At 46.5% G+C, this 26,995-nt stretch carries 28 protein-coding genes and 1 pseudogene; 15 read left to right on the top strand and 14 right to left on the bottom strand.

What is annotated here, in order from left to right; genetic code table 11:
• Window positions 1-197, top strand: a 197-nt coding sequence (locus tag AACR41_RS01965; RefSeq protein ID WP_152551032.1) for a hypothetical protein, incomplete at its 5' end; no start/stop codon positions are given.
• Here AACR41_RS01965 and AACR41_RS01960 read toward each other — a convergent pair.
• From AACR41_RS01960 to AACR41_RS01950, 3 genes are read right to left on the bottom strand one after another with little or no spacing between them, the layout of a single operon-like run.
• Window positions 172-1,086 carry a hypothetical protein gene (locus tag AACR41_RS01960; protein ID WP_030008048.1) on the bottom strand — a complete coding sequence of 305 codons (915 nt, stop codon included), beginning with the start codon at window positions 1,084-1,086 and terminating at the stop codon, window positions 172-174. The two genes, AACR41_RS01965 and AACR41_RS01960, sit on opposite strands and share 26 nt — an antisense overlap.
• Window positions 1,083-2,255 carry a hypothetical protein gene (locus AACR41_RS01955; protein ID WP_223209963.1) on the bottom strand — a complete coding sequence of 391 codons (1,173 nt, stop codon included), beginning with the start codon at window positions 2,253-2,255 and terminating at the stop codon, window positions 1,083-1,085. Before AACR41_RS01955 ends, AACR41_RS01960 begins: the two co-directional genes overlap by 4 nt.
• An 11-nt stretch (window positions 2,256-2,266) precedes the next feature.
• The gene (locus AACR41_RS01950; RefSeq protein WP_084150032.1) at window positions 2,267-2,998 is read right to left on the bottom strand and encodes a hypothetical protein; all 732 of its coding nucleotides are present in this window, start codon (window positions 2,996-2,998) and stop codon (window positions 2,267-2,269) included.
• A gap of 171 nt (window positions 2,999-3,169) precedes the next feature.
• On the opposite strand from AACR41_RS01950, the gene AACR41_RS01945 reads away from it, so the two are divergent.
• From AACR41_RS01945 to AACR41_RS01905, 9 genes are all read left to right on the top strand, one after another.
• Window positions 3,170-6,694 carry an N-6 DNA methylase gene (locus tag AACR41_RS01945; RefSeq protein ID WP_030008045.1) on the top strand — a complete coding sequence of 1,175 codons (3,525 nt, stop codon included), beginning with the start codon at window positions 3,170-3,172 and terminating at the stop codon, window positions 6,692-6,694.
• Between the two features lie 17 nt (window positions 6,695-6,711).
• Window positions 6,712-6,957 carry a type II toxin-antitoxin system RelN family antitoxin gene (locus AACR41_RS01940; protein ID WP_030008044.1) on the top strand — a complete coding sequence of 82 codons (246 nt, stop codon included), beginning with the start codon at window positions 6,712-6,714 and terminating at the stop codon, window positions 6,955-6,957.
• Window positions 6,947-7,294, top strand: a complete 348-nt coding sequence (locus AACR41_RS01935; RefSeq protein ID WP_030008043.1) for a type II toxin-antitoxin system RelE/ParE family toxin — start codon at window positions 6,947-6,949, stop codon at window positions 7,292-7,294. The genes AACR41_RS01940 and AACR41_RS01935 overlap by 11 nt, the downstream gene beginning before the upstream one ends.
• A 56-nt stretch (window positions 7,295-7,350) precedes the next feature.
• On the top strand, window positions 7,351-7,743 hold the full coding sequence (locus AACR41_RS01930; protein WP_030008042.1) for a class I SAM-dependent methyltransferase: 393 nt from the start codon (window positions 7,351-7,353) through the stop codon (window positions 7,741-7,743).
• An 8-nt stretch (window positions 7,744-7,751) separates the two neighbouring features.
• Window positions 7,752-8,951, top strand: coding sequence for a strawberry notch C-terminal domain-containing protein (locus AACR41_RS01925; protein WP_084150031.1), 1,200 nt, complete (start codon window positions 7,752-7,754; stop codon window positions 8,949-8,951).
• Window positions 8,839-10,737 (top strand): DUF6908 domain-containing protein, encoded by a 1,899-nt coding sequence (locus AACR41_RS01920; RefSeq protein ID WP_152551031.1) that lies wholly within the window; start codon window positions 8,839-8,841, stop codon window positions 10,735-10,737. Before AACR41_RS01925 ends, AACR41_RS01920 begins: the two co-directional genes overlap by 113 nt.
• Before the next feature lie 5 nt (window positions 10,738-10,742).
• Complete coding sequence (locus AACR41_RS01915; protein WP_030008039.1) at window positions 10,743-11,057, top strand: hypothetical protein; 315 nt, start codon at window positions 10,743-10,745, stop codon at window positions 11,055-11,057.
• A 194-nt stretch (window positions 11,058-11,251) separates the two neighbouring features.
• Window positions 11,252-11,533 (top strand): type II toxin-antitoxin system RelE/ParE family toxin, encoded by a 282-nt coding sequence (locus tag AACR41_RS01910; RefSeq protein ID WP_030008038.1) that lies wholly within the window; start codon window positions 11,252-11,254, stop codon window positions 11,531-11,533.
• Between the two features lie 8 nt (window positions 11,534-11,541).
• Window positions 11,542-11,856, top strand: a complete 315-nt coding sequence (locus AACR41_RS01905; protein ID WP_030008037.1) for a HigA family addiction module antitoxin — start codon at window positions 11,542-11,544, stop codon at window positions 11,854-11,856.
• 116 nt (window positions 11,857-11,972) lie between these two features.
• Here AACR41_RS01905 and AACR41_RS01900 read toward each other — a convergent pair whose 3' ends face one another.
• From AACR41_RS01900 to AACR41_RS01870, 7 genes are all read right to left on the bottom strand, one after another.
• Complete coding sequence (locus AACR41_RS01900) at window positions 11,973-12,689, bottom strand: hypothetical protein (protein WP_030008036.1); 717 nt, start codon at window positions 12,687-12,689, stop codon at window positions 11,973-11,975.
• A 2-nt stretch (window positions 12,690-12,691) separates the two neighbouring features.
• Window positions 12,692-15,451, bottom strand: coding sequence for a hypothetical protein (locus AACR41_RS01895; RefSeq protein ID WP_030008035.1), 2,760 nt, complete (start codon window positions 15,449-15,451; stop codon window positions 12,692-12,694).
• Window positions 15,451-15,792, bottom strand: coding sequence for a hypothetical protein (locus AACR41_RS01890; protein ID WP_152551030.1), 342 nt, complete (start codon window positions 15,790-15,792; stop codon window positions 15,451-15,453). Before AACR41_RS01890 ends, AACR41_RS01895 begins: the two co-directional genes overlap by 1 nt.
• A gap of 5 nt (window positions 15,793-15,797) precedes the next feature.
• A complete protein-coding gene (locus AACR41_RS01885) occupies window positions 15,798-16,319 on the bottom strand; it encodes a hypothetical protein (protein ID WP_030008033.1) in 522 nt (173 codons plus the stop codon).
• Window positions 16,320-16,526: 207 nt separating this feature from the next.
• Window positions 16,527-16,919, bottom strand: a complete 393-nt coding sequence (locus tag AACR41_RS01880; protein WP_030008032.1) for a type II toxin-antitoxin system death-on-curing family toxin — start codon at window positions 16,917-16,919, stop codon at window positions 16,527-16,529.
• Complete coding sequence (locus AACR41_RS01875; protein WP_030008031.1) at window positions 16,916-17,140, bottom strand: hypothetical protein; 225 nt, start codon at window positions 17,138-17,140, stop codon at window positions 16,916-16,918. The genes AACR41_RS01880 and AACR41_RS01875 overlap by 4 nt, the downstream gene beginning before the upstream one ends.
• Window positions 17,141-17,232: 92 nt before the next feature.
• The gene (locus AACR41_RS01870; protein WP_030008030.1) at window positions 17,233-18,462 is read right to left on the bottom strand and encodes a hypothetical protein; all 1,230 of its coding nucleotides are present in this window, start codon (window positions 18,460-18,462) and stop codon (window positions 17,233-17,235) included.
• A 661-nt stretch (window positions 18,463-19,123) separates the two neighbouring features.
• Here AACR41_RS01870 and AACR41_RS01865 point away from each other — a divergent pair.
• Window positions 19,124-19,330: pseudogene (locus AACR41_RS01865) on the top strand (type II toxin-antitoxin system TacA family antitoxin); the annotation flags it as partial.
• Window positions 19,331-19,407: 77 nt separating this feature from the next.
• Here the strand turns inward: AACR41_RS01865 and AACR41_RS01860 are convergent.
• The 3 genes from AACR41_RS01860 to AACR41_RS01850 are packed head-to-tail and all read right to left on the bottom strand — an operon-like array spanning window position 19,408 to window position 22,435.
• A complete protein-coding gene (locus tag AACR41_RS01860; RefSeq protein ID WP_030008029.1) occupies window positions 19,408-21,156 on the bottom strand; it encodes a TIGR03985 family CRISPR-associated protein in 1,749 nt (582 codons plus the stop codon).
• Complete coding sequence (locus tag AACR41_RS01855; protein WP_052349725.1) at window positions 21,153-22,127, bottom strand: hypothetical protein; 975 nt, start codon at window positions 22,125-22,127, stop codon at window positions 21,153-21,155. Before AACR41_RS01855 ends, AACR41_RS01860 begins: the two co-directional genes overlap by 4 nt.
• Window positions 22,127-22,435 carry a hypothetical protein gene (locus tag AACR41_RS01850; RefSeq protein ID WP_030008027.1) on the bottom strand — a complete coding sequence of 103 codons (309 nt, stop codon included), beginning with the start codon at window positions 22,433-22,435 and terminating at the stop codon, window positions 22,127-22,129. The genes AACR41_RS01855 and AACR41_RS01850 overlap by 1 nt, the downstream gene beginning before the upstream one ends.
• Before the next feature lie 239 nt (window positions 22,436-22,674).
• Between AACR41_RS01850 and AACR41_RS01845 the strand changes: the two genes are divergently transcribed.
• From AACR41_RS01845 to AACR41_RS01830, 4 genes are all read left to right on the top strand, one after another.
• On the top strand, window positions 22,675-23,844 hold the full coding sequence (locus AACR41_RS01845) for a hypothetical protein (RefSeq protein ID WP_030008026.1): 1,170 nt from the start codon (window positions 22,675-22,677) through the stop codon (window positions 23,842-23,844).
• 43 nt (window positions 23,845-23,887) lie between these two features.
• Window positions 23,888-24,559 (top strand): hypothetical protein, encoded by a 672-nt coding sequence (locus AACR41_RS01840; RefSeq protein ID WP_030008025.1) that lies wholly within the window; start codon window positions 23,888-23,890, stop codon window positions 24,557-24,559.
• Between the two features lie 11 nt (window positions 24,560-24,570).
• Window positions 24,571-25,635: a pentapeptide repeat-containing protein gene (locus AACR41_RS01835; RefSeq protein ID WP_084150030.1), complete on the top strand. Its 1,065-nt coding sequence runs from the start codon at window positions 24,571-24,573 to the stop codon at window positions 25,633-25,635.
• Window positions 25,636-25,978: 343 nt separating this feature from the next.
• Window positions 25,979-26,239, top strand: a complete 261-nt coding sequence (locus AACR41_RS01830) for a hypothetical protein (protein WP_030008023.1) — start codon at window positions 25,979-25,981, stop codon at window positions 26,237-26,239.
• Window positions 26,240-26,315: 76 nt separating this feature from the next.
• Here the strand turns inward: AACR41_RS01830 and AACR41_RS01825 are convergent, their stop codons facing one another.
• Window positions 26,316-26,702: an endonuclease domain-containing protein gene (locus tag AACR41_RS01825; RefSeq protein ID WP_030008022.1), complete on the bottom strand. Its 387-nt coding sequence runs from the start codon at window positions 26,700-26,702 to the stop codon at window positions 26,316-26,318.
• Window positions 26,703-26,995: the final 293 nt, after the last annotated feature.

The raw sequence follows: 26,995 nt of genomic DNA, 5'->3' as shown, positions 1-26,995 counted from the left end.
TTGAATGTCAACAGGAAACTCCAGTGGCTATGTTACATCCAAATGTCATCGAAGAATTGAGTGACGAAGCTATTCAAAAGTATTGCATCCAGAAAAAAATTGACGAAAATATTATTATTCGCGAGTGTGTGCTTTATCTACAGCCTAAAACGGAAGAGAAATTAACTGAATTCAGTCAGTCATTTCTTCCGAACTAATTGAGCCTGAGTTATTTAAGTCCACGAAAACTGCCCATGAGTGAGTGCGATCGCCCTGATGTCCCTGTCCTGAGAGTTCGATGTAGGCGCAGCGTTCCTGTTGGCAAGGATAACGAAACCCGACTTTAGTACTGCCGGAAATGGGTTGAAAGGTTGCATTGGCCTCCCCTGCTCCCCAAACAATGTCCAAGGTGGCGATCGCCGAGGGAGATAAGATGCCTAAGTCAGCGAGGGGAATAAGATCCAGACCAGGAATATCCTTGAGAGGAATCCCCTGCCAGCCTGTAAATGCCTTAAGAGACGTTTCCGCCAAGCTGGGAATATCTGCCACCGAAAAAGTTGATAAATTAGGAATTTGAGTGAGGGGCAGTTGGGCGATCGCCGGATTGTTCAGCAACGTACCAATATTTTCCGAGAGTAAGTCCTGTAATCCCTCACTTACCTGACTTGTAACCAAATCCGCTAAGGGAGGAATATCGGTTAAAGGCAGGCTGTTGATCGTCGGTAATGCCTCAACCAAAGATCCTAAAGATTGTTGGGTGAAATGGGTGAATGTTGACAGGGCAATATCTTGTAAATCAAGCTGTGCCAGGGATGCGATTTGCAGCGGCGATAAATCTGCAATTCCCGTATTCGCCATATCCCCCAGGGTAAAAATATCCGTCAGGCGATCGCCCACTTGAATCTGTTTATCGAGGGAATACCCCACCTGCGCCGATAAACCCGTATCAACCGGATAGAAAGCACTGGTTTGAATCGGCGGAAAATCAGCCCAGCGTAACGTTTCTAGATCGACTGTCGGTGCAGGAATCGCGGCGCTGCGGGAGCCCCAGCCAAAACTCAGCAGCAATATTAAGACCAGGGAGACCCAAAGCAATGGCAATTTCATAGTCCCACTGCCTCCGGTGTAACCCCCGCATTTTTCAGCACCGATTTCACATGGTTAAGCTGGAGATTGCCTTGTCGTGCTGCCTGGGAAAGGGTAGAACCACGCCGTAGACTGCGGATCATCGTTTGGTAACGCAGATAGAGTCTACTCCGGTAGGGTGTATCAGGGTGGGTGGTCAGCCCTCTGGCGATCGCATTGGCAATTTGATGATTATCTAGGGTACGAGGAACAGGGGTCGCTGTAGGACGCGGAATTGTATTGATTGCGAGGGTAATGAGTTTACTTTTTGGTGAATCAAGACGCTGGGCCACCTGATTTTGCCGTTGTAGGAGGGTGGCGAAAATTTCCTGCTGCTGGTCTAGGGTTTGCAATTGCGCCAAAAATTCTGATTGCTGGGAATCCAAGCTGGCCACACGGCCATCCAAACGCTCCACCTGATTTTCTAAAGCCGTCAGTCTAGCCTCAACGTCGGCATTATTAGTTTCAGAAACCCCCTCAACTCTGACGAGTAGTGGTTCCTGGCGCATGGGATTATCTGGTAAAGATTCACCTTGACCCATGTGGAAAAGCTGGGCAAGGGTGCGGGGATCGAGTTGAAAAGTAGTCGCCGCTTGTTCCATGGCCATTCCTTGGTCAATCTTAGAAATTGCCCCCTGAATCGCCCGGTGTAATTCCGAATTTTCTACCAATAACTGTCGTTCAATCGCTAGGCGAACACCTTGCTGGAGTTGTCGTGTCGTATTCGGGGTCTGAGCTGTCGCAGCCCGCACAGTGTCAACAGGGTGAGCTGTGACATTGACGATACTATTCCCTTGGGAACCTGCCACCAGTTTAAAAACATAGAGCGATTCCACTTGATTTGCATCACGGGTTACCAGGCTGAGTTGGGCTTGTCCTGTTTGATTAGCAACCAAATGGAGTACAGACGCCCCCTGCTCAAACGGGCGATCGCCATCGAGTTGAATGAGCGAACCATCATCCAGCCAACCCTTATAGGCCAAAACTCCATCCGGCAAAGTGAGGTTAACTCCCTGGTTGACCTTGAGCGCGATGGTGGGAACCTGACGTTGTGCTGCCTCAGCAGAAATTCGTTGGGTTTGCGCCAAGACAGGTGTCCCCCACAATCCAAAAATCAGCGTAAACATCGAAAGCTTTGCAAGAGATTTCATCGACAATAACCTTATAGAGAAAGAACAAAAGGAGCATGAATTGTTAACTGCACAAAAGTTTGGGGCTGAACCAATTGCACCGCCGACCCCACATCCGGTTCAGCCAGCAGTGAATCTGTCAAACCCTTGAGGGCGGCACTACCGAGACTTGTCCAGTCCTTGCTGCCCCCGGCCCGCGTGATCGAAGTACTTGATTCCGTTTGAAAAAATGTTTCCGAACGGCTAATGTACTGATCTGCCAGTCCCCGACCTGCTCCCAGCAACGCCCGACCAAGGGGAGTTTGCAAAAAGCTCTGATCCGTTTTGGCTTTTAATAAATGTCCATCTAAGGCTGAAACGGTCATGGTTCCACTGGGTAGAAGAACGGGCGGGCGATCGCCTTGGAGAATTGCTCGCACCTCCGCCACCAGATATCCATCCATAACCTGGGTGATCTCCGCCAGCAGCCGTGAATCCGCAGGTAGACCTAAAATTGCCTCCGCCGTGCGAATGTGGAGAATTGCTTTCTCTGCTGCAATCAGTTGTTGCGTTACCGTGCCAGCCAGGGATTGACCCCCTTCAACTAAAAATTGGCGATCGCCTCGCAAAAAAGACGTTTCCTGCTGCACCAACAAAATCGAATCATCTTGAACAGTTTCCTCAAGAGAAAAAGACGATGGCGTAGGACGAGATGGTGAAACCCTAGGCTGAACTGAATTTTCCGGCAACGCGCCAAAACTCATCATCTTTTGGGGCGGAGTCATGGCAGTAGACAGAGAGGCATTGGGCGTAACCGGAGCAAGATCAGGGGCGATCGCTTATCGAATAGATTGTGTCAAAATCTTACGTCGGTAGTTTTAGCGTATCTTTTCAAGACTTATACTAAAACAGCCAATCTTACTACCCTGGTTAGGGAGCGACACATAAGGATATTCATGCAACTGGCAGACATTCTCAAAGACTCAGAATATAAACTCTCTCAATTTGAACCTGAAGATCTTGATTGGCTTGAGGATTCAATCTTTTTGAAGACAGTGAAAAAAGTCGAGAAGCCTTACATTAAGTGTTTAATACGAAATAAGGATATTCAGCTTAAGCCGGAAGAAATAGTCAGACAGCTTTATTTGAAAGTCTTGATAGATAGATATGGGTATCCATCGGATCGCATAATCGTGGAATATCCGGTGAAGTTTGGCACGGAAACGAAAAAGGCGGATATTGCGATCATGGATGTGGATCGCCCAACAGTTCCTTATGTGATTGTCGAGCTGAAGAAGCCTAAAGAAAAAGCGGGAAAGGATCAGCTTAAGTCTTATTGCAATGCGACAGGTGCGCCGATTGGGGTCTGGACAAATGGAGACTCGATTTCCCGTTGGCATCGAAAAGATCCAAATTATTTTGAGCGGATTACTGATATCCCAAAGGCAAGTCAAACCCTTGAGGATATTCTACAAATCAAGTTCACGTTGGAGGATCTGATCCAAAATGATCGCCTCGTGAATGAAAAGATGTCTTTGCGGGCATTAATCGAGGAGATGGAGGATGAGGTTTTAGCAAATGCTGGGGTGGATGTTTTTGAGGAAGTTTTTAAGCTAATTTTCACCAAGCTCTATGATGAATGGCTCTCCGGGCAAGGTAGCAACCGAAATAAGCGTATTTTAGAGTTTCGGAATACCGGGCAAACGGAAACGGCTCTAAAAAATAAGATTCAAGATCTGTTTGATCGAGCGAAGGAAAAGTGGGAGGGGGTCTTTAGTGAGGATTCTAAGATTACACTCACGCCTTCTCATTTATCAGTTTGTGTGCGATCGCTGGAAAATGTAAAGCTGTTCAACTCAAATTTAGACGTGATTGATGAAGCGTTTGAATATTTGGTGAACCAGAGCAGCAAAGGTGAGAAGGGGCAATATTTTACGCCGCGCTACGTGATTGATATGTGTGTAAAGATGCTCAATCCGCAAGAGGATGAATACATGATCAACACGGCGGCGGGTTCGTCTGGGTTTCCTGTACATACAATTTTTCATGTATGGAAGCAAATCCTAGAGGATGAAGGGATCGAGGCGAGTCATCTTTTTACCATCGAGGAAAAGCCTCACCGTTGTACGGAATATGTGGAGAAACGGGTTTTTGCGATTGATTTTGATGAAAAGTCGGTACGGGTGGCGCGGACTCTAAATCTTATTGCTGGGGACGGTCAAACGAATGTGATGCGTCTGAATACGTTGGATTATGACGGGTGGGACGAAATCACTAAAGAGGAGTCGTGGAATGATACTTACAATGATGGTTTTAAGCGTTTAAAGAAGCTGCGGAAGAATAGCAATAGTTATAAAGAGTTTAAGTTTGATGTTCTTATGGCGAACCCGCCGTTTGCTGGGGACATCAAGGAAGGGCGTATTATCCATAAGTATGCGTTGTCAAAAAAGCCGAATGGTAAGTGGCAAACGAAAGTCGGGCGGGACATCCTGTTTATTGAGCGGAATCTGGATTTCCTGAAGCCGGGAGGCAGAATGGCGATTGTTTTACCGCAGGGTCGGTTTAATAATTCGTCGGATAAGCAGATTCGGGAGTTTATTGCGGAGCGTTGCCGGATTTTGGCGGTGGTGGGTTTGCATGGGAATACTTTTAAGCCGCACACGGGTACAAAGACATCGGTGTTATTGGTGCAGAAGTGGAATGATGATCCGAGGGCTGGGGCGTTGTGTCCAAGGCAGGATGATTACAATATCTTTTTTGCGACCATGCAGAAGTCGGGTAAGGATAATTCAGGGGAAAAGATTTATCGGCGCATTGTGCCACCGGATGAGGAAGGTTTATCGGAGAAAGAAAAGGACAGGGATTTATTGCTCGATGAGCATCAACATTTGGTGATTGACCATGATCTGTTTAACCATGAGGGGTTAACGGAGGATAGCATTGCTGAAGCGTTTATGGAATTTGCGAAGAAGGAAAAGCTCAGTTTTTTTGAACAAAGCCCATTTGTTACGCCATTTAGTAAAGATAAGTACGAGCGGTTAATGGATGGGCTAGAAGCAAGTGAAGTTTTACTCAGTGAAACTTTAAAAAATAAAGACTTTAGAGTTGACAGTGAATTTCATCGAAAACCACCTTTAAAAAATCAGAAGTATGAATATGTTGATATAGGAAAACATTTGACACTAGTTCAGTATGGAATTTCAATAGAAATGAATGAGGAGGGAGAAGGCACAAAAATATATAGGATGAATGAAATACACAATATGTTGTGTGATATTGATGTTCTAAAATCTGCCAAGATTTCTTCTATAGAGATAGAGAAATATAAATTAAAGGAAAGAGATATTTTATTTAATAGAACTAACTCTTTTGATCTTGTTGGAAGAACAGGATTATTTAAAATATCCTCAGACCGTGAATTTGTGTTTGCATCTTATTTGATACGAGTAAGGACTGATGAATCAAAAATACTGCCTGAATATTTAGTTGCTTTTTTGAATTCTAATTTGGGTATTTGGGATATAAAAAGGCGAGCAAGAATTTCAATTAATCAGTCAAATGTTAATTCTCAAGAACTCGCAGCAGTAAAAATTCCACTCTTAAATAGGGAGTTTCAGTTGAAGTTGAAAGAAATATTTGATAGAGCACATCTTAAGAGATTAGAGTCGATCAAAACTTATCAAGAGGCTGAAGATTTATTGTTGTCGGAGTTGGGGTTGAAGGATTGGGAGCTGACGGAGGAGACAGTTGCAGTTAAGCGTTTTTCTGAGTCATTTTTGCTGGGCGATGCAAGATTAGATGCTGAATATTACCAACCCAAATATGACCAACTCATTGAGCGCATTGAAGAAAAAGTTCAGCTTGATTCATTAGGAAATTTACTTTCACTCAACCAAAGAGGAAAACAACCTCAGTATGTTGAAGAAAAAAATGGTTTGACTGTCGTCAACTCAAAGCACGTGCGAGAAGGTGAGGTAATTGTTTCAGATAATCGCTACGCACAACTTCCAGATGGAAAAAATGCAGTAGTAATTCAAACCAATGATGTTCTTATCAATGGTACGGGAGTAGGAACAATTGGTAGATGCGCACCTTATCTATATGAAGAGTGTGCTATTCCAGATAACCATGTCACAATTTTGAGAACAGAGTTTATTGATCCTGTTTATCTATCTATTTTCTTAAACAGTATTGTCGGCAAATATCAAGTCGAGAAACATTTTAAAGGTTCATCAGGACAAATTGAGTTATATCCTAATGAAATCAATCAGTTTTTAGTGTGGAATGCGCCAAAATTTATGCAGAAATCTATCAGAGATAAAGTAGAAGAGTCTCATCAAAAAAGCGAACAATCTAAACAACTCTTAGAAATTGCCAAACATGGCGTTGAAAAAGCGATTGAAACAGATGAAGAGACTGCAATTCATTGGATTAATCAAGAATCGGAAAAACTCAAGATTAAATTACCATCACTAACTTAAATAAAGAGAGTCATTTTATGAAAGCACAAAAAGTCATGGCAACCATTGATGCTCAGGGTCAACTTACCCTTGATAATCCTTTAGTGGCAATCAAAAATAGCCGCGTCGAAGTCATTATCCTCATTCCCGAAGAAGACGAAGCCGACGACGAACCCACAAGAGCAGAATTACTCGATGATTTCCGGCAAGCATGGCACGAAGCAATGACCGGACAAACCCTTCCCATTGAAAAACTTTGGGATGATATCGACCATGCCGGATAAAAACCCAATCCAAATTGAAACATCTGCCGTTTTTCGTCGCAATCTCCGCAAACTAAGCAAGAAATATCGTAATATCAAGCAAGATCTTCAGCCCATTATCGAAGCTCTTAGCCAAGGCGAGTTACCCGGCGATCAAATTCCCGGCGTGAGCTATCCTGTTTTTAAACTGAGAATCCGTAATAGTGATGTTCAGAAAGGAAAAAGTGGTGGTTATCGACTAATTTACTATCTCAAAACCGATACAGGCATTATTTTATTGACGCTGTACACAAAATCCGAAAGAGCAAATATTTCTCCCGAAGATATCCGACAAATCATAGAAAATTATTCAAATTAGATTTTGATAGTGTTAACGCTCGCTACATCTTTCATTTTGCCGCGTTTCAGCAGTCTATGACGGCATTGCGGCAGTGGTATCATTGCGCCCGTTGTATCGATAAAACCGCCACTTATTTACAGGGCATTCAGGCGATCGCCATTGAGCCGAGGAGTCAAACTGCAAAAATCTATGAACCGACCGCAGGAAACGGAGCATTATTGCTAGGGGCAGCACCGGAAAATTGTACTGTTAATGAACTGAACCCAGATCGAGCTCATCAACTCCGTAGCCAAGGGTTCACAGTGACGGAACAGGATGCAACGGCATATCTGCCGAACCAATTCCATGATGTGGTGATCATGAATCCGCCGTTTGGTCGGGTGAAGGGGAAGCGATTTCGCCTCGCTGGAGAGATGGGGACAACAAGCCAAATTGATCAGGCGATCGCTTTAACAGTGGGCAATTAGATGTTGTCATCTTAAACCGCAGCGGTGCGACGGGGATTAGCCTCCATGCCTCCGAAAAGTTCAGTGACCAACGCCCCCGACACATGATCGTCGCCCAGGCTGAGCGGGATATTAACCAGATGATGCAAATGTTGGGACGGGCAAACCGTTTTGGGCAGGTGATCGAGCCAAAATTCACCCTGGTGATGGCAGATGTTCCCGCCGAGAAACGTTTGGGAGCAATCCTGGCAAAAAAAATGGCATCTCTCAATGCCAATACCACTGCCGGACGGGATTCCGCTCTGAGTGTGGGTAATGTGACTGATTTCATGAACACCGCAGGGGAAGAGGTGATCACCGAATTATTAGAGGAAAATCCAGAACTCGATGCCATGTTGTCCTACCCGACACGGGGCAGTTTAGACGGAGATACTGCCCTTATCCAACGGGTGACAGGACGTATCCCCCTTTTACCTTTGTCAGATCAAGAGGAACTTTACGGCATCATCGAAACCGAAACTGAAGCCCTGATCAAGCAAAAAGAGGCGATGGGGGAGAACATTCTTGCGGCGGATAAACTCGACCTCGATGCCCGCACTGTGGCAATGATGGAAGTTGTGCCAGCGGATGCCAATGTAGTCAGCGAATTTACTGAAACTGTGGTGCTGGAGGTGGTCGATGCCAAGGTAATCAATAAACCCCCTTCCCAATTACAGGTAATGAACTTGGTGCGAGAAAATCTCGAACAACCCAAGGTGAAATCTATTGAAGAAAATGATCTTGGAGCAATTCAGGCGATCGCCCAACAACAGGGCAGTGAAAAACTCCAAGCCCTCCAAGCCGCGATGACTGCCTATCGAGAGCGGGTTTTTGCCCAACTCAAATCAGCGGAAACCCTTGATAAAACAGAGGAAAAGCTCAATCAACAATCAGATGCGGTTCAAAAATTAATTGAACAATTTCCGGTGGGAGAGCCAGTCCAGTTCTTCAGCCTCGGTTTGGAAGATGTCAAAGTTTCCTCCGGTGTGGTGGTGGATATTGCCCAAAAAAGTCGGGCGATCCTTGCCCTTCTCAAAAATCAATACCGGATGAGCTTCCAGTATTACCCTCAATCCGGTGGATCCAGACCGCAATATCTATGGAGAATTCGATCGCCTGCAACAGGCACAGCGGACGGAGATGCAGGTGTTTACGGGGAATTTACTCAAAGCCTACGAGAAATTTCCTAAGGGTAAATTTGTGAATTTTACCGATAGTCAGGGGCAGACAAGACAGGGACTCTTGATGCATCAGGATTTTGATATCGTTAAGCAGCTCCAGCAACAACCCGTACCCTTTGAAAACCCAGAACAGGTGAGTCTTTTCCTGACGGAATGGAGTCATAACCGGGGTGTGGTGGAATCTTTGGAGTTAGATTTAACGATCAAGGCCAATGGCAATGCCAGGCTCACTGGCAAACCCCCAGAATATTATGTGGTGCAGGTTCCAGAAGCAACGAGTCGTGGGGGCAAATATTTTCTCAATGAAGCTTTACTCCAAGCTGCACAGGAGGAGTTTTATTCCGTGGGTGGCCGCATGGAAATGCGAGTACAACCCAAGGATTTAGAGGCAGTTGTACAGGTTTTGATGGAGGCATTAAAGGTGAAATTAGCCGTCCATGATCCCAGCTACAAAGAATTATTAAGGGAACATTTAGGACAATCTTTGCCGACTTTACAGCAGATGGTAACGACTCCAGTTCAGCCTGAAGCCACGGAACAATTGCAAATTTTCAATGCTCCACCCGCCGCAATAGCCACTCCACCACTGCCCGAGTCCGTTGAACCTATATCTATGACTGCGGTTTCTGAATATACTGCGCCGGTGCAGTCCTCAAGAGCCAAAACCCAGGGTATTCTGTCGTCAGAAAAGCAGGGGAGTAAGGCAGCGAAACATATCGCCCAACTTCTGCATAAATCAGGATTTGCGGAACTGGTGCTGGCAGGGAAGAATTTTCATCAGCGGTTTGAACAGGATGGTTATTTACCTTTTGTGATTGAACGGCACGGTGAACAGCTTTATTTAAGCCATTACGCTGAATTGAATGGGGACCACTATATTGATGCCGAAATGGTGTTTCAGATTGGTCAGCGGGGAAATTTATCATTACTGGAAACGGCGAGTTATAACCCTTTGACTGGGGGTGAACTGCGGAATAAAGATTATCGTTTTGCTGAATTATTTTCTGGAAATCTTTTGGCACAGGGTTGGGCGGGAGTCATGCAAGCCAGTCGGCAAGATTTCGCTCCAGGGCGAGAGGAAGAGATCGTCGTCTCAGAAGCAGCAAAAACTCCAGAAAAAATTGCATATCCACAAGGACAGCCTGCTCTAAAATCTGACCCACCGCTTCAGAATAGTGCCCCTTCAAGTCCGAGGGATGTGGTTGTCAGTCCGGAAAATTGGGGCACGGTGGCAAGGGCGATCGCCAAATCCCCAGCGTATTTGCAACGAATTCAGGAGGTTACAACAAAACCTTTACAGGAAAAGGCACTTGCCGCGATGGAAAATGATTTTGCCGCTTTTCAGCAGTCCATAACGGCATTACGGCAGTGGTATGCTCACGCCCGTTGTATCGATAAAGCCGCCAATTATCTACAGGGCATTCAGGCGATCGCCGAACAATTTAAAGCCGGCCAACCCCTGAGCGAAGCCGTCCATCGCACCATGTGGGAGGATCGCCGCGTCGCAACCTTTGAACAATTGGCAACAGGCTTAGACCGCCAACACCCCGAAACCTTTCTCCAAAACGTTGCGCAAAGAGGCTTACAGAAAGGACTCCAGCCGCAGGAACTCGCTGCGACCTTGCTACAGGGAGATCCAGCCCTGCGTGATATTCACAAAATTCAACCCCAATCGACCCAAGCCTATCTCCAAAAAATCCTGACCACCGCCGAGCAACTCTTTACCAAAGAACAGCCACAACCCAAACCCATTCAGGCATCTAACGAACAACGTCATCATCATCCCAAGCTTTAAACACCATGAATGACCAACAAAAGACCGTCCACGAACTCAACCAAGCCGTACTTGCCACCGCCCTCAGCAAACTGGTGAGCAATCTGCAATCCTGCCAATCCCGCCTCGATTACGCCTACGCCAGAGCCGCCCGTTCCCAAAATTCACATATCCAAGGCAAATTATCAGCCGCTTCCCTAAAACTGTCAGAAATGCTGGAAATTCTTGACGATGAAGCAATCCAAGCACTGGTCAAGGTTCACCCAGAGCGGGATTTATTGCGGGAGTTGATGACAGGTACAACTGTTCAACCATCAGCCCACGAAGAAATTGACTTCTAACGCGCCTGCTAGTCCAAAAAGGAATGCGGGAATCCTTGCCAGAAGAAGATTGTGAGTGATTTAAAAATCCTTAACCTACTTTTTCGTTCCAATGCTACTCAACCCCCGATCATTCGCTTGGAGATCCAAAAGCTCCTCAAGGCGTTTAACGCGTTTCGTTATATACTATAGGGATAACCTGTTAAAAACATCATGTGATTCGTAATTTTAAAGACAAAGAAGCTCAAAAAATCTTTGAACGACAACGCTCCCGTAAACTTCCCAGCGATATCCAGCAGGTTGCCCTGAGAAAACTACGAATGTTAAACCGTGCCGAAACCTTACAGGATCTTAAAGTCCCGCCAGCTAATCGGTTAGAGGCACTGAAAGGCGATCGCCAAGGTCAGTACAGTATTCGTATTAATAACCAATGGCGAATTTGTTTTAGTTGGGAAGAAGGTGAAGTCATAGATGTAGAAATTGTTGATTACCATTAAATAAAACCATGACTGAAGAAAAATTATTACCTATTCATCCCGGTGAAGTTCTCCTAGAAGAATTTTTAAAACCAATGAATCTTAGTCAAAATAAACTGGCTTTAGCAATTCGAGTTCCTGCCCGTAGAATTAATGAAATTGTGCAGGGAAAACGACGTATTACCGCAGATACAGCCCTACGCTTAGCCCTTTATTTTAATATGTCATCTCGTTTTTGGTTGGGTTTGCAAATGGATTATGATCTAGACATTACAGAAGATAAAATTGGTGAACAGCTTCATAAAGAAGTTGTTGCCTTAAACTTAGAAAATATAGCCGTTTAATGAATATTGATCTATTTTGCTAATTGTCCTAAAGAGCTAAGAATCGCCGAGTGAATAAAAAAGGAACAAGCCCAATTTGAAACTTGTTCCTTTTTTATTCAAGAAAATAAACTAGCTTAAAGATCATCAACTAGTGCATTATTAAATTGCACCTCACGGAGAATCTGATTGGCAGCCTGATCCTGTGCTGCTTGCTTAGTGCGTTCATCGCGAGTCAGGGTTTTGACAACATTAGCTTGAGCGATGTTATTTGTAGCAAGCTGTTGAAGAATTTGCTGATTCTGCTCGATCTGAATGCGGGAAAGCTGGGTTTCATTGGCCATCTGTAGCGTCATACATTTCATCACTTCCTGAGTGATATTCAGACTTTGACATTGCTCTGCCAGTTCGCCCGATGAGCTGGAAATTTGTGTGGCAGTTTCCGCCAATTGTTCGGTGTTTTGTTGGCCTTCGGCAGAAAAAACAATTTCTCCAAGGGTACTAGAAGTACCGGCAGCGACTTCGGCTTGTCTTAAAATGCCTTCTGCAATGTCGTTAATATCAGTTTGATTGAGGGTGGCTTGGTCACGAATCTCTGCAAAAATACCGCTGGGATCTGGCAAGCCTAATGCGCCTACGATTGCCTCGATCCCTTGGGGGACATAGACTTGAAGGAAGTCTTCAACATGGCTGCCGACATAGGTTTCAAAGGCACCAGAAATAATTTGAGTGGTTTGGTTCCAAGTGTTTTTAAGAATGTCCAAAATAGAGGCTTCGCTTTTGGCAGTGGACATCAAGATAATACCTGTGGAAATAGGAATGATAATCAGTAGTTTTTTTGTGTGATTGTTCATGGTTAAAAATCCTCTAAGGGTTTGCCCTGTTGCATACAAGTTTGAAAATGTGCGCCCCAGCGGGCAGCGGCTTCGAGGGGGTTGGGGTATTGTTCAAAGAAGCGATCGCGGGCGATGACTTGTGCTTTGTTGTTTGCCAATAAACCCACCAAAATGGGACTGGCAAAATAGCGTCCGTGGGTATAGCGGCGATCGCCATCCACGAGCCACTGGGAAGTGCCGCGACGGGGGTCGGCCTTAAAGGCAACGTTTTCGCTGATGATGGCTTCAGGCGTGCGATGGATTCGTTGGTAATGGTCAATGTCATCGCCGTTGATTCGTCCCGTAATTCGCAAGGAAAGATTGGTGCGGATCTTGGCACTGGCGGCATTGGTTTCGATGATCACTGGATCTTGGGTGGTTAAAATAACCGTCAAACCAGACTTTCGCGCCGTTGCCATTTGCACACCGACATATCTTGCTAGACCGGCATATTCGAGCCAGATAGAAGCTTCATCGATGTAAAAAATAGAGCGGGAACATTGCAGGGCGCGCCGTTGGGCGATATTGCAAATCATCAGTCCCAAAACCCGTGCTTTCTTCTCAGAACTGGGTTTGAGGCAGGAAAATTGCAGATAGGGTGTGCGGAAAAAATCAACGCTAGAAGGTTGGGCGATCTGCTTACCCATTGCCCCTTCAATCCAACTCATCAGGGCGGAACGGATGAAATTAACCGCCTGCCGTTGCCCCTCGTCGTCGTTTTGCACTAGTGAATAATTGATCCGCTCGTAGAAATCTTGGAGGGTCGGATAGGCTTGCCATGCCGCAGAATGAATTCCCTGTTTTTGAGCCTGGGCAATGCGGTCAAGAATTTCGGGATCACGATAAAAACGGGCGATCGCCGTCGTGAGAATAAACTCAACCTGCGTGGCTAAACCCGAATCAGTAACCCCATCCAGCACCAAGGCTTGCAACATTGCCTCAATGGATTCCACAAACGCATCCCGCCGTTCCAGTTGAGTTTGGGGCGAAAAGTGCGATAAATCCGGCAATTCCAGAATATTGGAGGCTTCACGGGAAGGATCAAACTCCGTGCCACCAAGAAATTTAATCAACGCCGAATAGGTAGAGGAAGTCTTCTGGGACTCCTCTAAAGACTCAGTTTCAGACGGTACGACCAAATCCATGGAGGTAATCTGCGCCCCTGTAAACGCTGCTTCCACGAGCATATCGCCCACCAGAACTGACTTACCCGAAGCCGTTCTGCCGTAGACGACCCCGTGGCGCGGACTGCCAAATTCATCCTCCAGACTGGCGCGAAACGGTACGCCTCCCTGAATACTGATAAATTCCGTGCCTGTCTCCGCCTGATTGACGATGCCCGTGAGGTTGACTAAGCCCAAGGCCGCCGAAGCATTGATGGAAAGCCGATAATCACCCGTCACAAAACCCGCACAACGCCACAACAATTCCAGCTTGATGGGCAAGGTTTGCAGCCAAATGCGCCAGACATAATCCCGCTCCTGAAACAGACGAGTGGGGCGATTAAAGCCTTTCCGAATCAAGGTTAATTTGTCGCGGAGAATATCTAAATTAGGGGCATAGACGAGGATTGCTACGCCCACATAAACCGGATAATCCCCTTGCTGAATCAGCCGTTGCGCCTCCATTGCTTCCTCGGAGGTAACCACCGCCGTTTGGTCTGCCTGCCCATTCTTGTTGGAGGTGCGGAGCTGCTGTTTGGTGTAATTTTGTAGGGATTTGCGCACGCCATCCACCGAGGCATAACTGTATTGGGTAATCAGGTCATAATCGCTGAGATCTAGGGAAATCAGGCAATCCCAGAGCCAACGATATTTATGTTCCGGTGAGGTAAACTCATCGGGCAAATCCTCAAAACCCAGAATCGCGCAATATTGTTGCCGTGCGGGGAGCCAGAGATGTTCTTGATGTGTCCGGGGAAAATTCTCGTCGGTAAAAAGCTGCGACAACAATGACAAGGGTTCTCCTGTCAGCCTTTCACCCGCTCGATTGAACTCTAAAATTTCCGGTTGGGGATCATCGAGATCGACAAATAAATAGTAAGGTAATGCCGAATTTCCACCGATCGCTTGATTGAGCATCTCCCAGAGGCGATCGCCATCATAGAGTTGCGCTTGATCCAGTTTCAGCGTGGCATAGAGGGTTTTCTCAAACTCAATCCCCGCCCGATAAGCAGACTGAAAGAGAGTGAGTAATGAGTCATATTCCCGCTCATATTCTGCATCAGTGAATAGCGATTCCCAACGGCGAATCACTTTGGAGAAGAATTTTTCGACCCCATTATCCGAATCCACTGCTGACCCATCGACGGTAAAAGTGCTATCAATGCGATAGGTAATTTGCTTGCGTTGTTTGCTGTGGGCGAGATGGCGGCAGGTATGATCCTTGTTCAGCCAAAGCAATTGTGCCGCTGGATTCGGTAAATGCTCCGCTGGGGAAGCCTCAAAATGAGAATTCACCTGCGTCGAAAAAGTGAGCTTTTCCTGCTCCGCTAAACCTTTCAGCACCGATAGTAAACCCGCCATCGAAGGCTCGTGGGCTTCATTGCTATGGATACACTGATAACTGGCACTGAAGGAAAACTGAGTTAAATCCCCCTGGGTATTGGCGATCGCCCAGACATCATGACCCCCTTTTCGCAGACAAACAATTTTGACGAGATCTAAAAAATTCTCAATTGCAGGCAAATAATCCGTGGGCATAGAACCCCGTAAAGCCTGAATTGCCGTTGCTAAACCCATTACCGTAATTCCTCCTGAATTGAAACTTGCCGACTCACTGCCGGAGTGGGAGTCCGTTGAAGCCACATCGAATGTCGTCCCCGACCGCGACGCCAACGGGGTGGCTGCTGATATTTTGCCGCTGTTCTTGCCGGAGACTGACCCGCGACAATCAGCCAAGTGACGAAAGGCGCACAGGTGTAGACCATCACCCAGATAAAATTTGCTTGGCACCAAACCCCAACGACGATAAAGCCAAAAAACAGCGACAAGCCAAACGGGATGATGTGTTCAGGGCTAAAGATAAAGAAATTGGCGCGACGACGAAACGATTTATTGACCTTCGTATTTTTCACAGACATGATGTTTAGCCCCCACAACCACTACCGATGATGAGCGGTTCAATTGCCCCCACCACGACAATGGAAACAATTGCGTAGACAATCGTTTTAATCTGCTCTGAAGAATCCTGCTGTTTCCGTTTTTCCTGCCATGCCTCAAAGGCAACGAACGCTAAACCAAGGACAACACTGCCCCGAATCGCCGTAAAAATTAACCCAGACAATACCGCTAAACCTGCAATTTGACTGAAAATACAGGTTTCCATCGCGGTTTGAGTGGCTTGGAGTAAGAACGAATACTCGATCGCCATTACCGGAGGACTGATGCATAAACCCAGCATCGCTAACCCAGTCAGGGCCGCAAGGAATTTAGACCGAGGTTTTAACCGTTGAAATGCCCGTAGTCCTTGGGGAGTGAATAGAAGGGCATAGATACAGAGGGGAATCATTGCCCAAGACGGCTGTCCCGATTTCAGCAATAACAAACTGAGGGGAACGCTGAGGGTTTCCACCAAACGAGTGGGTCTGAAATGAATTGAGTGCGACATAAAAAACTTTGAACGCTTCAATCCCTAAGAGCAAAGGGCATTCCAGATTCGGATAAAGTCGCAAAATTATTTTTTCGAGACCTGGGCAAAAGAGGAGAATCATCCAAGCTTGAGAGGCTCTAGGCTCCGAACATGAGTGAGTCATTAGCGCGATTACCCATAACGTTATGGGTAACCAACCAGCGCAACCAATCTCCAGGCTTTGAACTAGGTATGACGTTTTAACCAGCAAGATATTTTTTCGATTTCTGTAACCTGGGGAGCCTGGCCCATAGATATTTCCCGAAATAGCCTAGCAGCTTCTGCTGGTGGCGCATTTAATTCAACGTCATTAATCGCTAAAAACGTATAGACAACGATCAAAGCCACTCGCTCATTTGCTTCGACAAAACAATGATTTTTGGTAAAGGCATAGGCATAGACTGCCGCTAAATCACAAAGATCTCGATTCTGGGAGTAGTAGAAAACATTTTTCGCTTTATGCAAACTTGCCATAATTGACCCCGCAGCTAAAATACCGGGCTGTCCACCTGATGCTGCAATCACTGCTTGATGGATGCCATAAATATCTGCGGCATTTAACCAAATCGGTTTTTTCATCGGGCTAACTCAATTAAGGCTTGCTGATATTTTTCGATACCACATTGGGCAATTTTCATTTTTTGCGCCAACTCTAAATCTGCCGGAGACTGGCGTCGATGCTTATCCAAGATTTCCTCAAGAGCCATAACAGTCAAAGCTTCCAAGGAAAGGTCGAGGTGGAGCGCAAGAGCGATGGATTGTTCTGCAAGATCATCGGGTAGTGCAATAGTAATCGCCATGGTTTTTTGTGGTGTGATTGGTGTTTGGGATCTGAAAAGCAGATTTTAAAGATCAATTGTGAATCTCTACTTTACCGAGAGTATTAGCCAAGTTAGCGCTGCAGTCGTTTCTGCAAATACTCACAAGTCCAGCCCCGGTCCACTAGCACCTGCCAGGACACCAGATGAATGCCATCCCGCACCAGATAATCCCCATCCACCTCTTCGTAGTAACCCAAACGCCCCAACTTCTTCATCGCCTCAAACCAGTAGAAGAAATTCGCCCTTTCGCTTGTGTGATTGTTGGCCACTGCATTCTTGACTGCATAGACAAAAAAGCCCGCTGGATTTTTCACATAGTGGTCACGCCGATACCGCTGATAGGCGGCGATCGCCCCTTCAATAATTTCTGCCGCCGTCGTTTTCACTAACCGCACCAGAGAAGGATTCAACACAATCCCTAGATCATCAAGCCGCTCCAAATGAGCCTTGGCTTGGGAATTCACCACCACATCCGCTTTATCCCCTTCTTCCGTCTGCGATTGCTTTTCCTCAATAGTCTCGGTTGCGCCATCCCTAGCTTCCTGAACTGGAGTTCGCTTATCTTTCTCTTTCTCTTTTTGCCTCAATTCCCTAGCAAATCCAACAGCCCCAGTCTTGTCCCCAGTCATGGTTTCAGCCACTTCCTGTGGATTCACTACTTGTTCCCCAGATATCAGCCCACCATCATCCCCATCGATATTTCTTGTTGATTCTACACTTTGGCCCGGCGGCTTTTCTTGCTCTTGGTCTAATTTGTGGGTTTCATCAGTTACTGCATTTCCAGCTTCATGGTTTTTAACATTTTTCCCTTGGCTAGACTGAGTTTTCTGTTCCAGTACATCAGTAACCTGAGGATCTAAAAAAGAAAATTTTAATTGAACAGCAGAACAAGCCTGATCTGTTAAATCTTTAGTATCTATATAAGAAGGTACGGCAGCATCAGGGTTTGAGGCGCGTTTTTGGGAAGTTTTATTCCCAAACTGGGAAGTTTTGTTCTCGATTTGGGAAGTTTTATTCCCGGGACGATAAGCGGCGAGTTTGTAGATTTTGCTGTTGTACTGGCGCTGAATATCGACGAGACCAATGTTTGTGAGTTCGGTCACGGCCTGACGGATCCACTTAGAACAGTAGGGTTTCTTGCGGAATTTGCCAGTCCAGTGGCGGAAAGTATCGAGGTCTACTTCAAAGGTTGTACCGGCGGGACGTTTGCGTAGAAGCCAGTTGTAGAGGGTGGCGGCGCAGCGACTAACTTGGTTGAGGAGGCAGTCACTATCGGCGGTAATCATGGCAAAGGCAGTCATTTTTTTATCTCCAGATGGGGGGGGTTGGAGAATCAGCGAAAAAGCTGCTAGAATATACCCATCGAAAACCCGGCAAAAGTTTTTCGATGGGTCGGTGGAAGTGCAGCTTTTGGGCTTTTCCGCTGACCCTCGTCTTTTTTAAATTTCTCTAATTCTACAGGATCTTCTCCAGGAAAGGGAAAGCCCCTTAGGGGAGATCTATATCAGCTGATCTGGCGTTGCTACGTCACTGTGACGGAAAGCCGTGGGTTATGGCACCGTCTTTTTAAGAGCATTGAAGTGGTAATAATTTAATAAAACTTCACAAACTCCCCTGATAGAGCCAAACCAATGATGGCTTAGCTGCCTTGGTAGTTGAAACCGGACTCGTAAGATAGAGAAAATTAGCTCGACGCTAGGAGATGGATCTATAAGGGAGAGATATCGGTCAAAATCCTTCTGTAGACTTACTGGAGTAGCTGTATCTGTCAGGGAGTTTAGTGCTATTTCGATAGTGCGGGCATTCATAGATGTACGGCAAATTGCTGGATATATATTGGAGTATGGTCAATTGCCACTCCTTCGTATCTCCATGAAACCAGCCCCTAAAACTAAGAATCTCGCCCATCTAGAGGCCTGCCTCAGTCGAGAAGTAAAGGCACTCATGTAGAAAGCGGCTGATCTCGAAGGGCGATCGCAGACTGATTTTGTCGTGACCAGTGTCCAAGCCGTGGCCTATGAAGTAATTGAACGCCATAACATTTTGAAATTAACCTTGGAAGACAGTGAAGCCTTGATAGAGAAACTGTCACAGCCACTGGAGCCAAATGCAGCCCTAAAACAAGCAACGATCCGTTACCAAGAAAAAATAGAAGCCCACGGTGCTTAGCTTTTTGTGGGGAGATCTCGCACTCTGTCGCAGGCGAGTGTCAGGATGAGGAGCGTTGAGTCAAAGGGTCGGGTATTTCACTCATACATTGTTAGGGTTGATTGGATATCTTCTTGAAGTCGTTTTCGGAGTTCCGGTGGATAAATCACCTCTACCTTTGGCCCCCAGGCTCGCAAACGCATCACAATGTTATTTTCGATTACCCGAAAAATTGCGAGGTAATAGGCATCTTGGGGATATGTTGTGGTGCGTTCTTGAATAAGCTGCTGATTTTCTACTGAAAGTTGAGTGGGATCGTCTAGGTCGCGATAGGTATTTTCTAAGGTTTCGATGAGATTTTTGGGAGAGACTTGTCTAAAGGAGAGATGGCGATCGCTATTGTGAATGTAGAGATCGTGAAACTGGCGCTCAAAGCGGAGTAGCATCGGCTTTGCCGGGAGTCCAATATCAAATCCCCAGGCAAGCTCCATGGCCTCTTGGAGCGTTTTTTCATTGGGTAATTGTTTTTGACAATAGGCATCCCAAAGTTCCGGTGGAATTGTGGACGGAAAATTTGTTTTGGGCCAAGGCATCCGTTGCGGTTGCTCGATCCGGTCTAGCCGAAAATTGTAATGCTGGATAATCTTACCCTGGGGCGTTTGCCCGTAGGCTGCAAGGTAAAAGGCGCGACGCGAATAGTACAGGGCAATCGGATAGGTTAGGATCTGTTTTTGGCCACGGGAGGCGGATGAATATTGGAATTGAATGAGGGGAGACACCTTGTCTTGATGCCAGAGATTATATAAAAACAGCTTGAGGGCATCGACGCGATCGCTACCCACTTCTGGATCAACGACATAGTCCAAATCTAAGAACAACCGCTGGATACCCCGAATCGGTGTCAGGAACTTTTGGGTTACGTCAGATAATTGTTCTGTGGCGATCGCCAAACTGAGGATTTGTTGGCCGGCAGTCCTCAAAGGTTGGTGCAAATTCAGCCGTTGCTTTATTTTGTCGAGATCAGCGAGGGGCAAAAATCGTTGTCTGTGATCAGCTTTTTTTTGTTTAAGCAAACCTAGTTCAGATAACATTTTGAAGTCATTGCGTAGGAGTCGCTGATAGGATTCTTTAAGATCAAACGCTTCGACAATTTGCTGAATCAACCTAATTTTTACAACTTCTGTCAGCGCTCTCCCTTGCTGGAAAGTAGTCTTGAGCGTTGTCAATAGGTGGTGATGCTTGGCATCAATATTTTCAGCAGCGAGTAGTTTGCCGTTGCGATTATAAACTCGAATGCTATAGCCCTCTGGCAGTGCTGCGATTAAAAAAGCCCGTTTTTGACCCTGACAGTGTTGTTCAAATTCAGCCCCATTGCTCACCGTGTCCAGAAATTGCAGACGGCTCTCATGGAAAACGGCATAGGGATAGCTAGTCTCTAATCTTTGGGCGATCGCCGCTGGCGGTAAGTGAGTATGGGCTTGAAAATCAGCAATCCAAGCATCTCGGTCAAATTCTGGCTGGAGTGATAACCAAGCCTCTAGGGGAATTAATTTAGCATCTTTGGCCTCTGGAACAGCGTCCCGAAAAACTTCTGTCAACCACTCTCTATGATTCAGGCCACAGTGATACCACTCCTTAAAACTGAGGCCCTGCGTTATGAGCCAAGTCTCATAATCCAATTCACTTTGATCGTGATCATGGAGCTTTAGGGCATAGGGTCGGCGATAAATTGCATCCAACAGTACCCAAAGTCGCACCGCCTTATTCAAAGAACTGACCTGGGCTAGGGATGCCTTGGGAACCAGTTGCTGTAGTACACAAGCATTGGGTGGCAGAATGAGTGTCATTGATTTTCTGGTGCTAATTGCGTTTTACATAGGTGGCAAATTTGTTGGGTCAAAGCTTGCACAATCAAAGAACTTCGGAGATCATTGCCCCGTTGTAAGCCGTACAGATTGCCCCGCAAAATTGGCTGAGCAACATCAATTTGATCGGTCTGTGCTTCTCGGTGACTTTTGAGCTCGGCGATCACCTCCAATGCTGCATTTTGACAAAACTGACGCCAAGCGCCGAGGGGTTGATAGAAGGGATGTTCTTGTTCTGGGGCTGATTTGTGATCGCGCCAGAGAATGATTGCGTGGGTGGCACCACTGGCGATCGCCAAATTTGCGTCAGACAATTTTCCGCCCAAGTCAATGAGGGTGAGGGGTAGAGTTAAATTTGCTACTGACGTGGCCATCCCTTGCACAAACCCGTCTGTAAAAGGCCCCCGATATTGTTGCTTGAGGGCCTTGGCGAATGCTGGAGCCTGCTGCATGGTTCCCTGAAACCAACTACCTTCCCCGTCGGGGGTAACATCAAACACCCATGGATAAGGACTCCCCTGCTGATCATAGGCGGCCATGAGCTGTTGCTTTAGGGCATATTGCAAGCATGATTTACCGCTATGGGGTGGGCCACAGAGGACAATTTTAATTGTTTGCTTGGGGCTGCCTTGGGTTAGGGGGACAACGGTACCCAACGGGGGATTGTTGGGATTTTGGCTGTCTGTTTTGACCACAATATACCCACCAAGTCTGGGATCATGCACCGCCACCACTTGATAGCGGGGTGAGACCCAGGCGGCGATCGCATAGCCGACAACCAAGGGACAAGGTCCATCAATCCTGAGGAGGAGTCCGCCGGGCAGTTGATTGAGCGCGTCGAGGCGTTTTAATTCTGCATAAGCTCCTTGAAGGAGATCAGACTTTGTTTGATCTGGGGCGATCTTGACCTGTAGAGTGTCTTGCGCGCAGCTGAGACTGATACGTTTTGCCATTACACATAAGCTCCGACTGGATAATCTGGGTCATGGGAAATCGCCACAAGATAGCCTTGATGTTCGGGTTCAAAAATCGCGATCGCCCCATAGAGATGGGCAACACCATCGGCCAGAACATAGGCCATTGGTAATGAATGCTTACCATTTACCTTCAGAAGTTTTCCACCCCTTAATTCGTTTTGTTTTAAACGCGCTAAATCTTGATAGAGGGCTGGGACGAGCACATCATTCATGCGATAGGACGCTGCCGAAAGCTGGATTGTCAGCACGTCTTCCTCTAGCTTGAGAAGATTTGTCGTTGTCATTTTTGCCTTTCCTGCGCATTCTACCGACGCAGCATTACTAAATTCAATATTCAATATTAGGGCCTAACGGAAAAGGGGTTTTCGCGTTATGGAAAACAACACTCTAGTCATCCCTAACCATTGCCATAATTTGCGGTTTGTGGCCCACTGCTGGGGCTTGATCCCAACCTTTATTTTTGGAAAACGTCTTTTCCATGTCTCCTTAATCTGGTAACAACAGCGAAAGGAGAACAACCGCGATGACACTGTCCAAACTGCCCCAACAAGATACCTCCAAGTCCCAACAGCCCCAAGTTGCCAATAATGTTGTTTCGACTCGCCCGGCCGATTCTGTCTGGTCGAAGGCGGGAAAAATTTGTGTTTGGATCGGCGATCAGGCGATTTGGTGTAATCCCAATAGCTTGCATGGCACTGCCCGCGTGACTAAAGAGCTGAAGAAAAATGCGGAGAATACAGCCGCGATCGTGACTGCTTCTACTCTGGTTAATACCATTGGCATCGCGCCCTTTATTCAGATTGCCTTGGGGGGCTTGGGTGGGCTGTCTCTACCTGCGACGGTGTTGTTTTTAGGGCTGCTTAATGCCGGGTCTAATAAGCTTGGGACGATTGCGGCGAAGAATGGCCATGGGAAACAGGCTTGGTCTTGGGGTGGCTCGTTGGGATTTTTGGCCCTCAATTTGAGTCTTACTGCCTTCACCGGCCCTGGTTTTGTGATGTTTACGAATAAGCCCGAGGTACAACAGACAAAGGCAGCACAAATCATTGACGCCCAGCGCGATCGCCTAGAGGTCCTAAAGCCCGATGCAGACAAATTCGCTGAACTAGAGGCTGAGATTGCTGAAGGAAAGGCGGTACAGCAGCGTATTGTTGAGCAATATGGAGACGACAAGTCCCGCGAAATTGACGAATGGCAGCGTTGGGAAGTGCGTCTGTATGGAGATTATGAAGATCGCAACCAAGACTGGACAAATGTAGAAATTGAAAATCTTCCCTTTGTGCGGAAACTAGAACGTTTAGAAACAGAAGCGTCTCAAGCTTATGATGAAGCCAGTGCTAAGCTTGACGAATCCCTCGTGCAGCGTGCTGAGTTTGGTAATGATGTCCAGTTCTTGGAAGCAGAGATGCCCGAACACTTTACTAGCGCTTTTGAGGCAAATTATGAACTGAAGTCCCCTGCGGATGGTGCGGCGATCGCCACGGAGTTGTTCCTTTCCGACCTCCTAAATTTGCAAATCAGCCGCCTTGCCTTTCCAATGTTGATGATGGTGATTTCGATTGTTTTCAGTTTGGTAGCCTGCTATTTGACCTATACTTTTTCTAAGACAGCTGAGGTTCAAGCAAGCTTCGACCCGAAAAAGCAAGCACAGCTCCAGAGAGCAATCCATACCCTCCGTCGTCGTTTAGATTAGATAAAGTAGTCCCGTTGCCCCCTGAGTTGGGGCTGATTAGGCCATGCCCAATGATCGCACTCCGCCGGATCCAGATACAAAGCTAACGCCAGAGCTACTGGACTATATTGAACAGACCGGAGAGAGCTATCTTGCTCCAGAAGTAGAAGCCCTCATCGAGGAGCAAGAGCGATGGGAAGATGGAACGTTATTGATGGCCCCTGTGGTCGAGCGGCATGAACAAGAATTGAAGATGGTCGCCGGACATTTAGCGCAACAATGCCGGGAATTACGCCACAATTTAGAACAAATTTTTCCCCGAAATCAAGGGATAGCGAGCAATAACCTAGGAGACCAGACCCCCCAACAGGCCCTTGCTGAACCCATCCGCCAGATCCAGCAGGACGTAAACTTGATCCGGAAGCTCGTTGATAAATATCGTGCAGCACTGAATGCTCTGGGTAGCTTTGATTATGCAACGACCGATTACTATTACGATGGCCTATCCTACTGTGTGAAGTATCTGCAAAAAAAGGCGACCTACGACGCGATCCAACAGGAGTTTCGTACTGCTTTACGGCCCCAGGCGAGCCTTGATCGCATCTACCGCTACATTAACTATTTACCCAACCTGTTCAGTAATCTACAAAATCGTCTCATCGAAGCGCTTTGGCAAAAAGTTCCCCACCAGCGGGAATTGCCGGATTATTTGGATCAGCCAACAGATTATTTATAGGAGTGAATGTCATGGCATGGTTTTGGCGATCGCTATTGCGGGGTGTTGATAATCTGATCTTTTGGCGGCGGACGGCGCAATATCGACCTTCCTTTTGCAAAGAAAAATTAACCAATCGTGAATTCCAAGCGGCGGTCAAGGCAGGGCGACGGGATTTCACGAGGGTCGTTTTTTTGAATGTGGATTTTAGTCAACATGAGCTCCGGGGATTTACTTTTTACCAGGCTGATTTTCGGACATCCCGCCTCTGGGGAGACAACCTAAGTCTGGCGGGGGCTGAGTTAACCGGAGCGTTATTACAGGGTATGAATTTAGCGGGCCTCGATTTTGAGGCGGCGGTCTTGCGCCATGCGAAGCTCGACGGGGCAAATCTGGCAAATTGTAATCTCAATTATGTCAATTTCAGCCATGCGAAACTTGAAGGGGCGAATCTGGCAAACTGTAATCTCAATGATGCTAACCTCAGCAATACCCAACTTTCCAAGGCGATTTTGAGCAAAGCTCAACTTAACCATGCCAACTTAGCTGAAGCGACGGCGATCGCCGCTAATTTTTCGCAGATCCAGGGGGAAAACCTCAATGCCTACGGGGCGAACCTACGCGGATCTGAGTTTAAGGGGGCTCTCCTCCGTGAAATCAAGTTGCAAAATGCCAACTTGGAGGGGGCCGATCTTCCCCGTGCGGATCTAACGGGGGCTGTTCTCAGCCATGCAAACCTCAGTTACAGTTCCCTCGAAAATGCTGTACTAGAAGGGGCCAATCTATCCCAGGCTGATTTACGTGGGGCCAACCTCACCCATACCTACTGTGCGGGGTTAAATGCCGCTTCTGCTAATTTGGAGAACTGTAATTTGACCAATGCTGACTTCCGGGAAAGCAATTTACAGGGAGCAAACCTCAATCAAGCCAACTGTAATTGGGCTGATTTTAGTGATGCTAATTTGCTCAACATCAAGAGCAATAATCTCAGTTTAGAATATGCAGATTTAACGGGCGCGAGCTTACCCGAAAACAATAATTTTAGTTCATCGGCTTGGTTCCCAGAAAGGTACATCACCATGACCCGTCGCTCCTAGAAGAAACCACCAGAAAAGAAAAAGCCTTAACAGGTACTCTTCTCTTTTTTGTAAGGGGAGCCAGGGGGGATCTACTCTCAGTGGGGTAAAAGAGTGCTGTTAATTGTGGCTGTTTTTTTGGAAGGGTAAGGATCCCCCCAACCCCCTTTCTCAAGGGGGGAGCCATAGGTTTTCGTCCCCCTAAGTGAACTTTATCTTTAAACTGAAAACAACATTCCCTCCTTTTTTTAAAGGGGCCAGGGGGAGCGGGAACAAGAAGTGCCGTTAATTGTGCCCAGAGATGGCGTTACAATGAAGCGGTGGGAAGTAGGGTATTACCCATTATTTATGGCGGGTCATCACCATGGCAAAAGCAGACTTTAAAGTGATTAAAGAAATTATTCAACCCGATAGTCGCGGTCGCATTACTCTTGGGGCAAGTGCCAAAGCGAAAAGCTACCGTGTTCTCAGTAACGACCTGGGTGAAATCCTTTTGGAGCCTGTGGTCACGATTCCTGAACGGGAAGCTTGGCTCTATAAAAATCAAGATGCTTTGGCTGCTATCCAACAGGGGTTGGCGGAGTCTGCAGCTGGAGAAAGCCGTTCTCTTGGGTCTTTTGTGTAAGTAGCTAAAGGGTGGGATCCCCCCAACCCCCTTGGTAAAGGGGGGAGCCAGAGGTTTTCATCCTCTTGGGGGGAATTTAAGTGATTAAATCTATCGCTGTAGTTGTTTGATTTAGGGCTTCACAGACTCCTGTGAAATTGTTCAGGACTGCTTGGTTACTGAAACGAATCACTTTTAGACCATAGCCTTTGAGTTTTTCGGTTCTTTCTTGATCATATTTTTGACCTTGGGGTGTGTAATGGCTGTCTCCATCTACTTCGATCACTAAATTTAGTTTGGGGCAATAAAAATCTACGATGAAATAATCGATTGGGCGTTGACGATAGATTCTATATTTGAAATTTTTTAAGAAGCCAAACCAAAGTTTTTTCTCTGCTGGCGTCATATTTTGACGCAGTTGTTTGGCTCTGGCGATGAGATCGGGGTTATAGGGAAGGTGATATTTTGCATTGACTAGGGTCATGGGTGTAGCGTTTTAGATTTTTGTTGTGGAGAGAGATTTTTTAGATCGTTGCACAAAAAAACGATTTCAATAAATTTTGTATCCCCAAGACAATTATTCCCCCCTTCGTAAGGGGGCCAGGGGGGATCTAATCTCAGCGGGGTAAAAAAGTGCTGTCAATTGCGGCTGTTTGTTTGGAAGGGTGAGATCTTCCTATCTTTTCATCCCCCTAAGTGAATTTTATCCTTAAGCTAAAAACGACAAGACAAATATTCCCCCTTTTGTAAGGGGGCTAGGGGGATCTAATCTCAGCA

The organism is Picosynechococcus sp. NKBG042902 (assembly GCF_963864045.1).
Taxonomy (GTDB): Bacteria; Cyanobacteriota; Cyanobacteriia; order Cyanobacteriales; family MRBY01; genus MRBY01.
The sequence above is the reverse complement of the archived record's forward strand: the minus strand, read 5'-3'. Positions and strand labels throughout refer to the sequence as shown.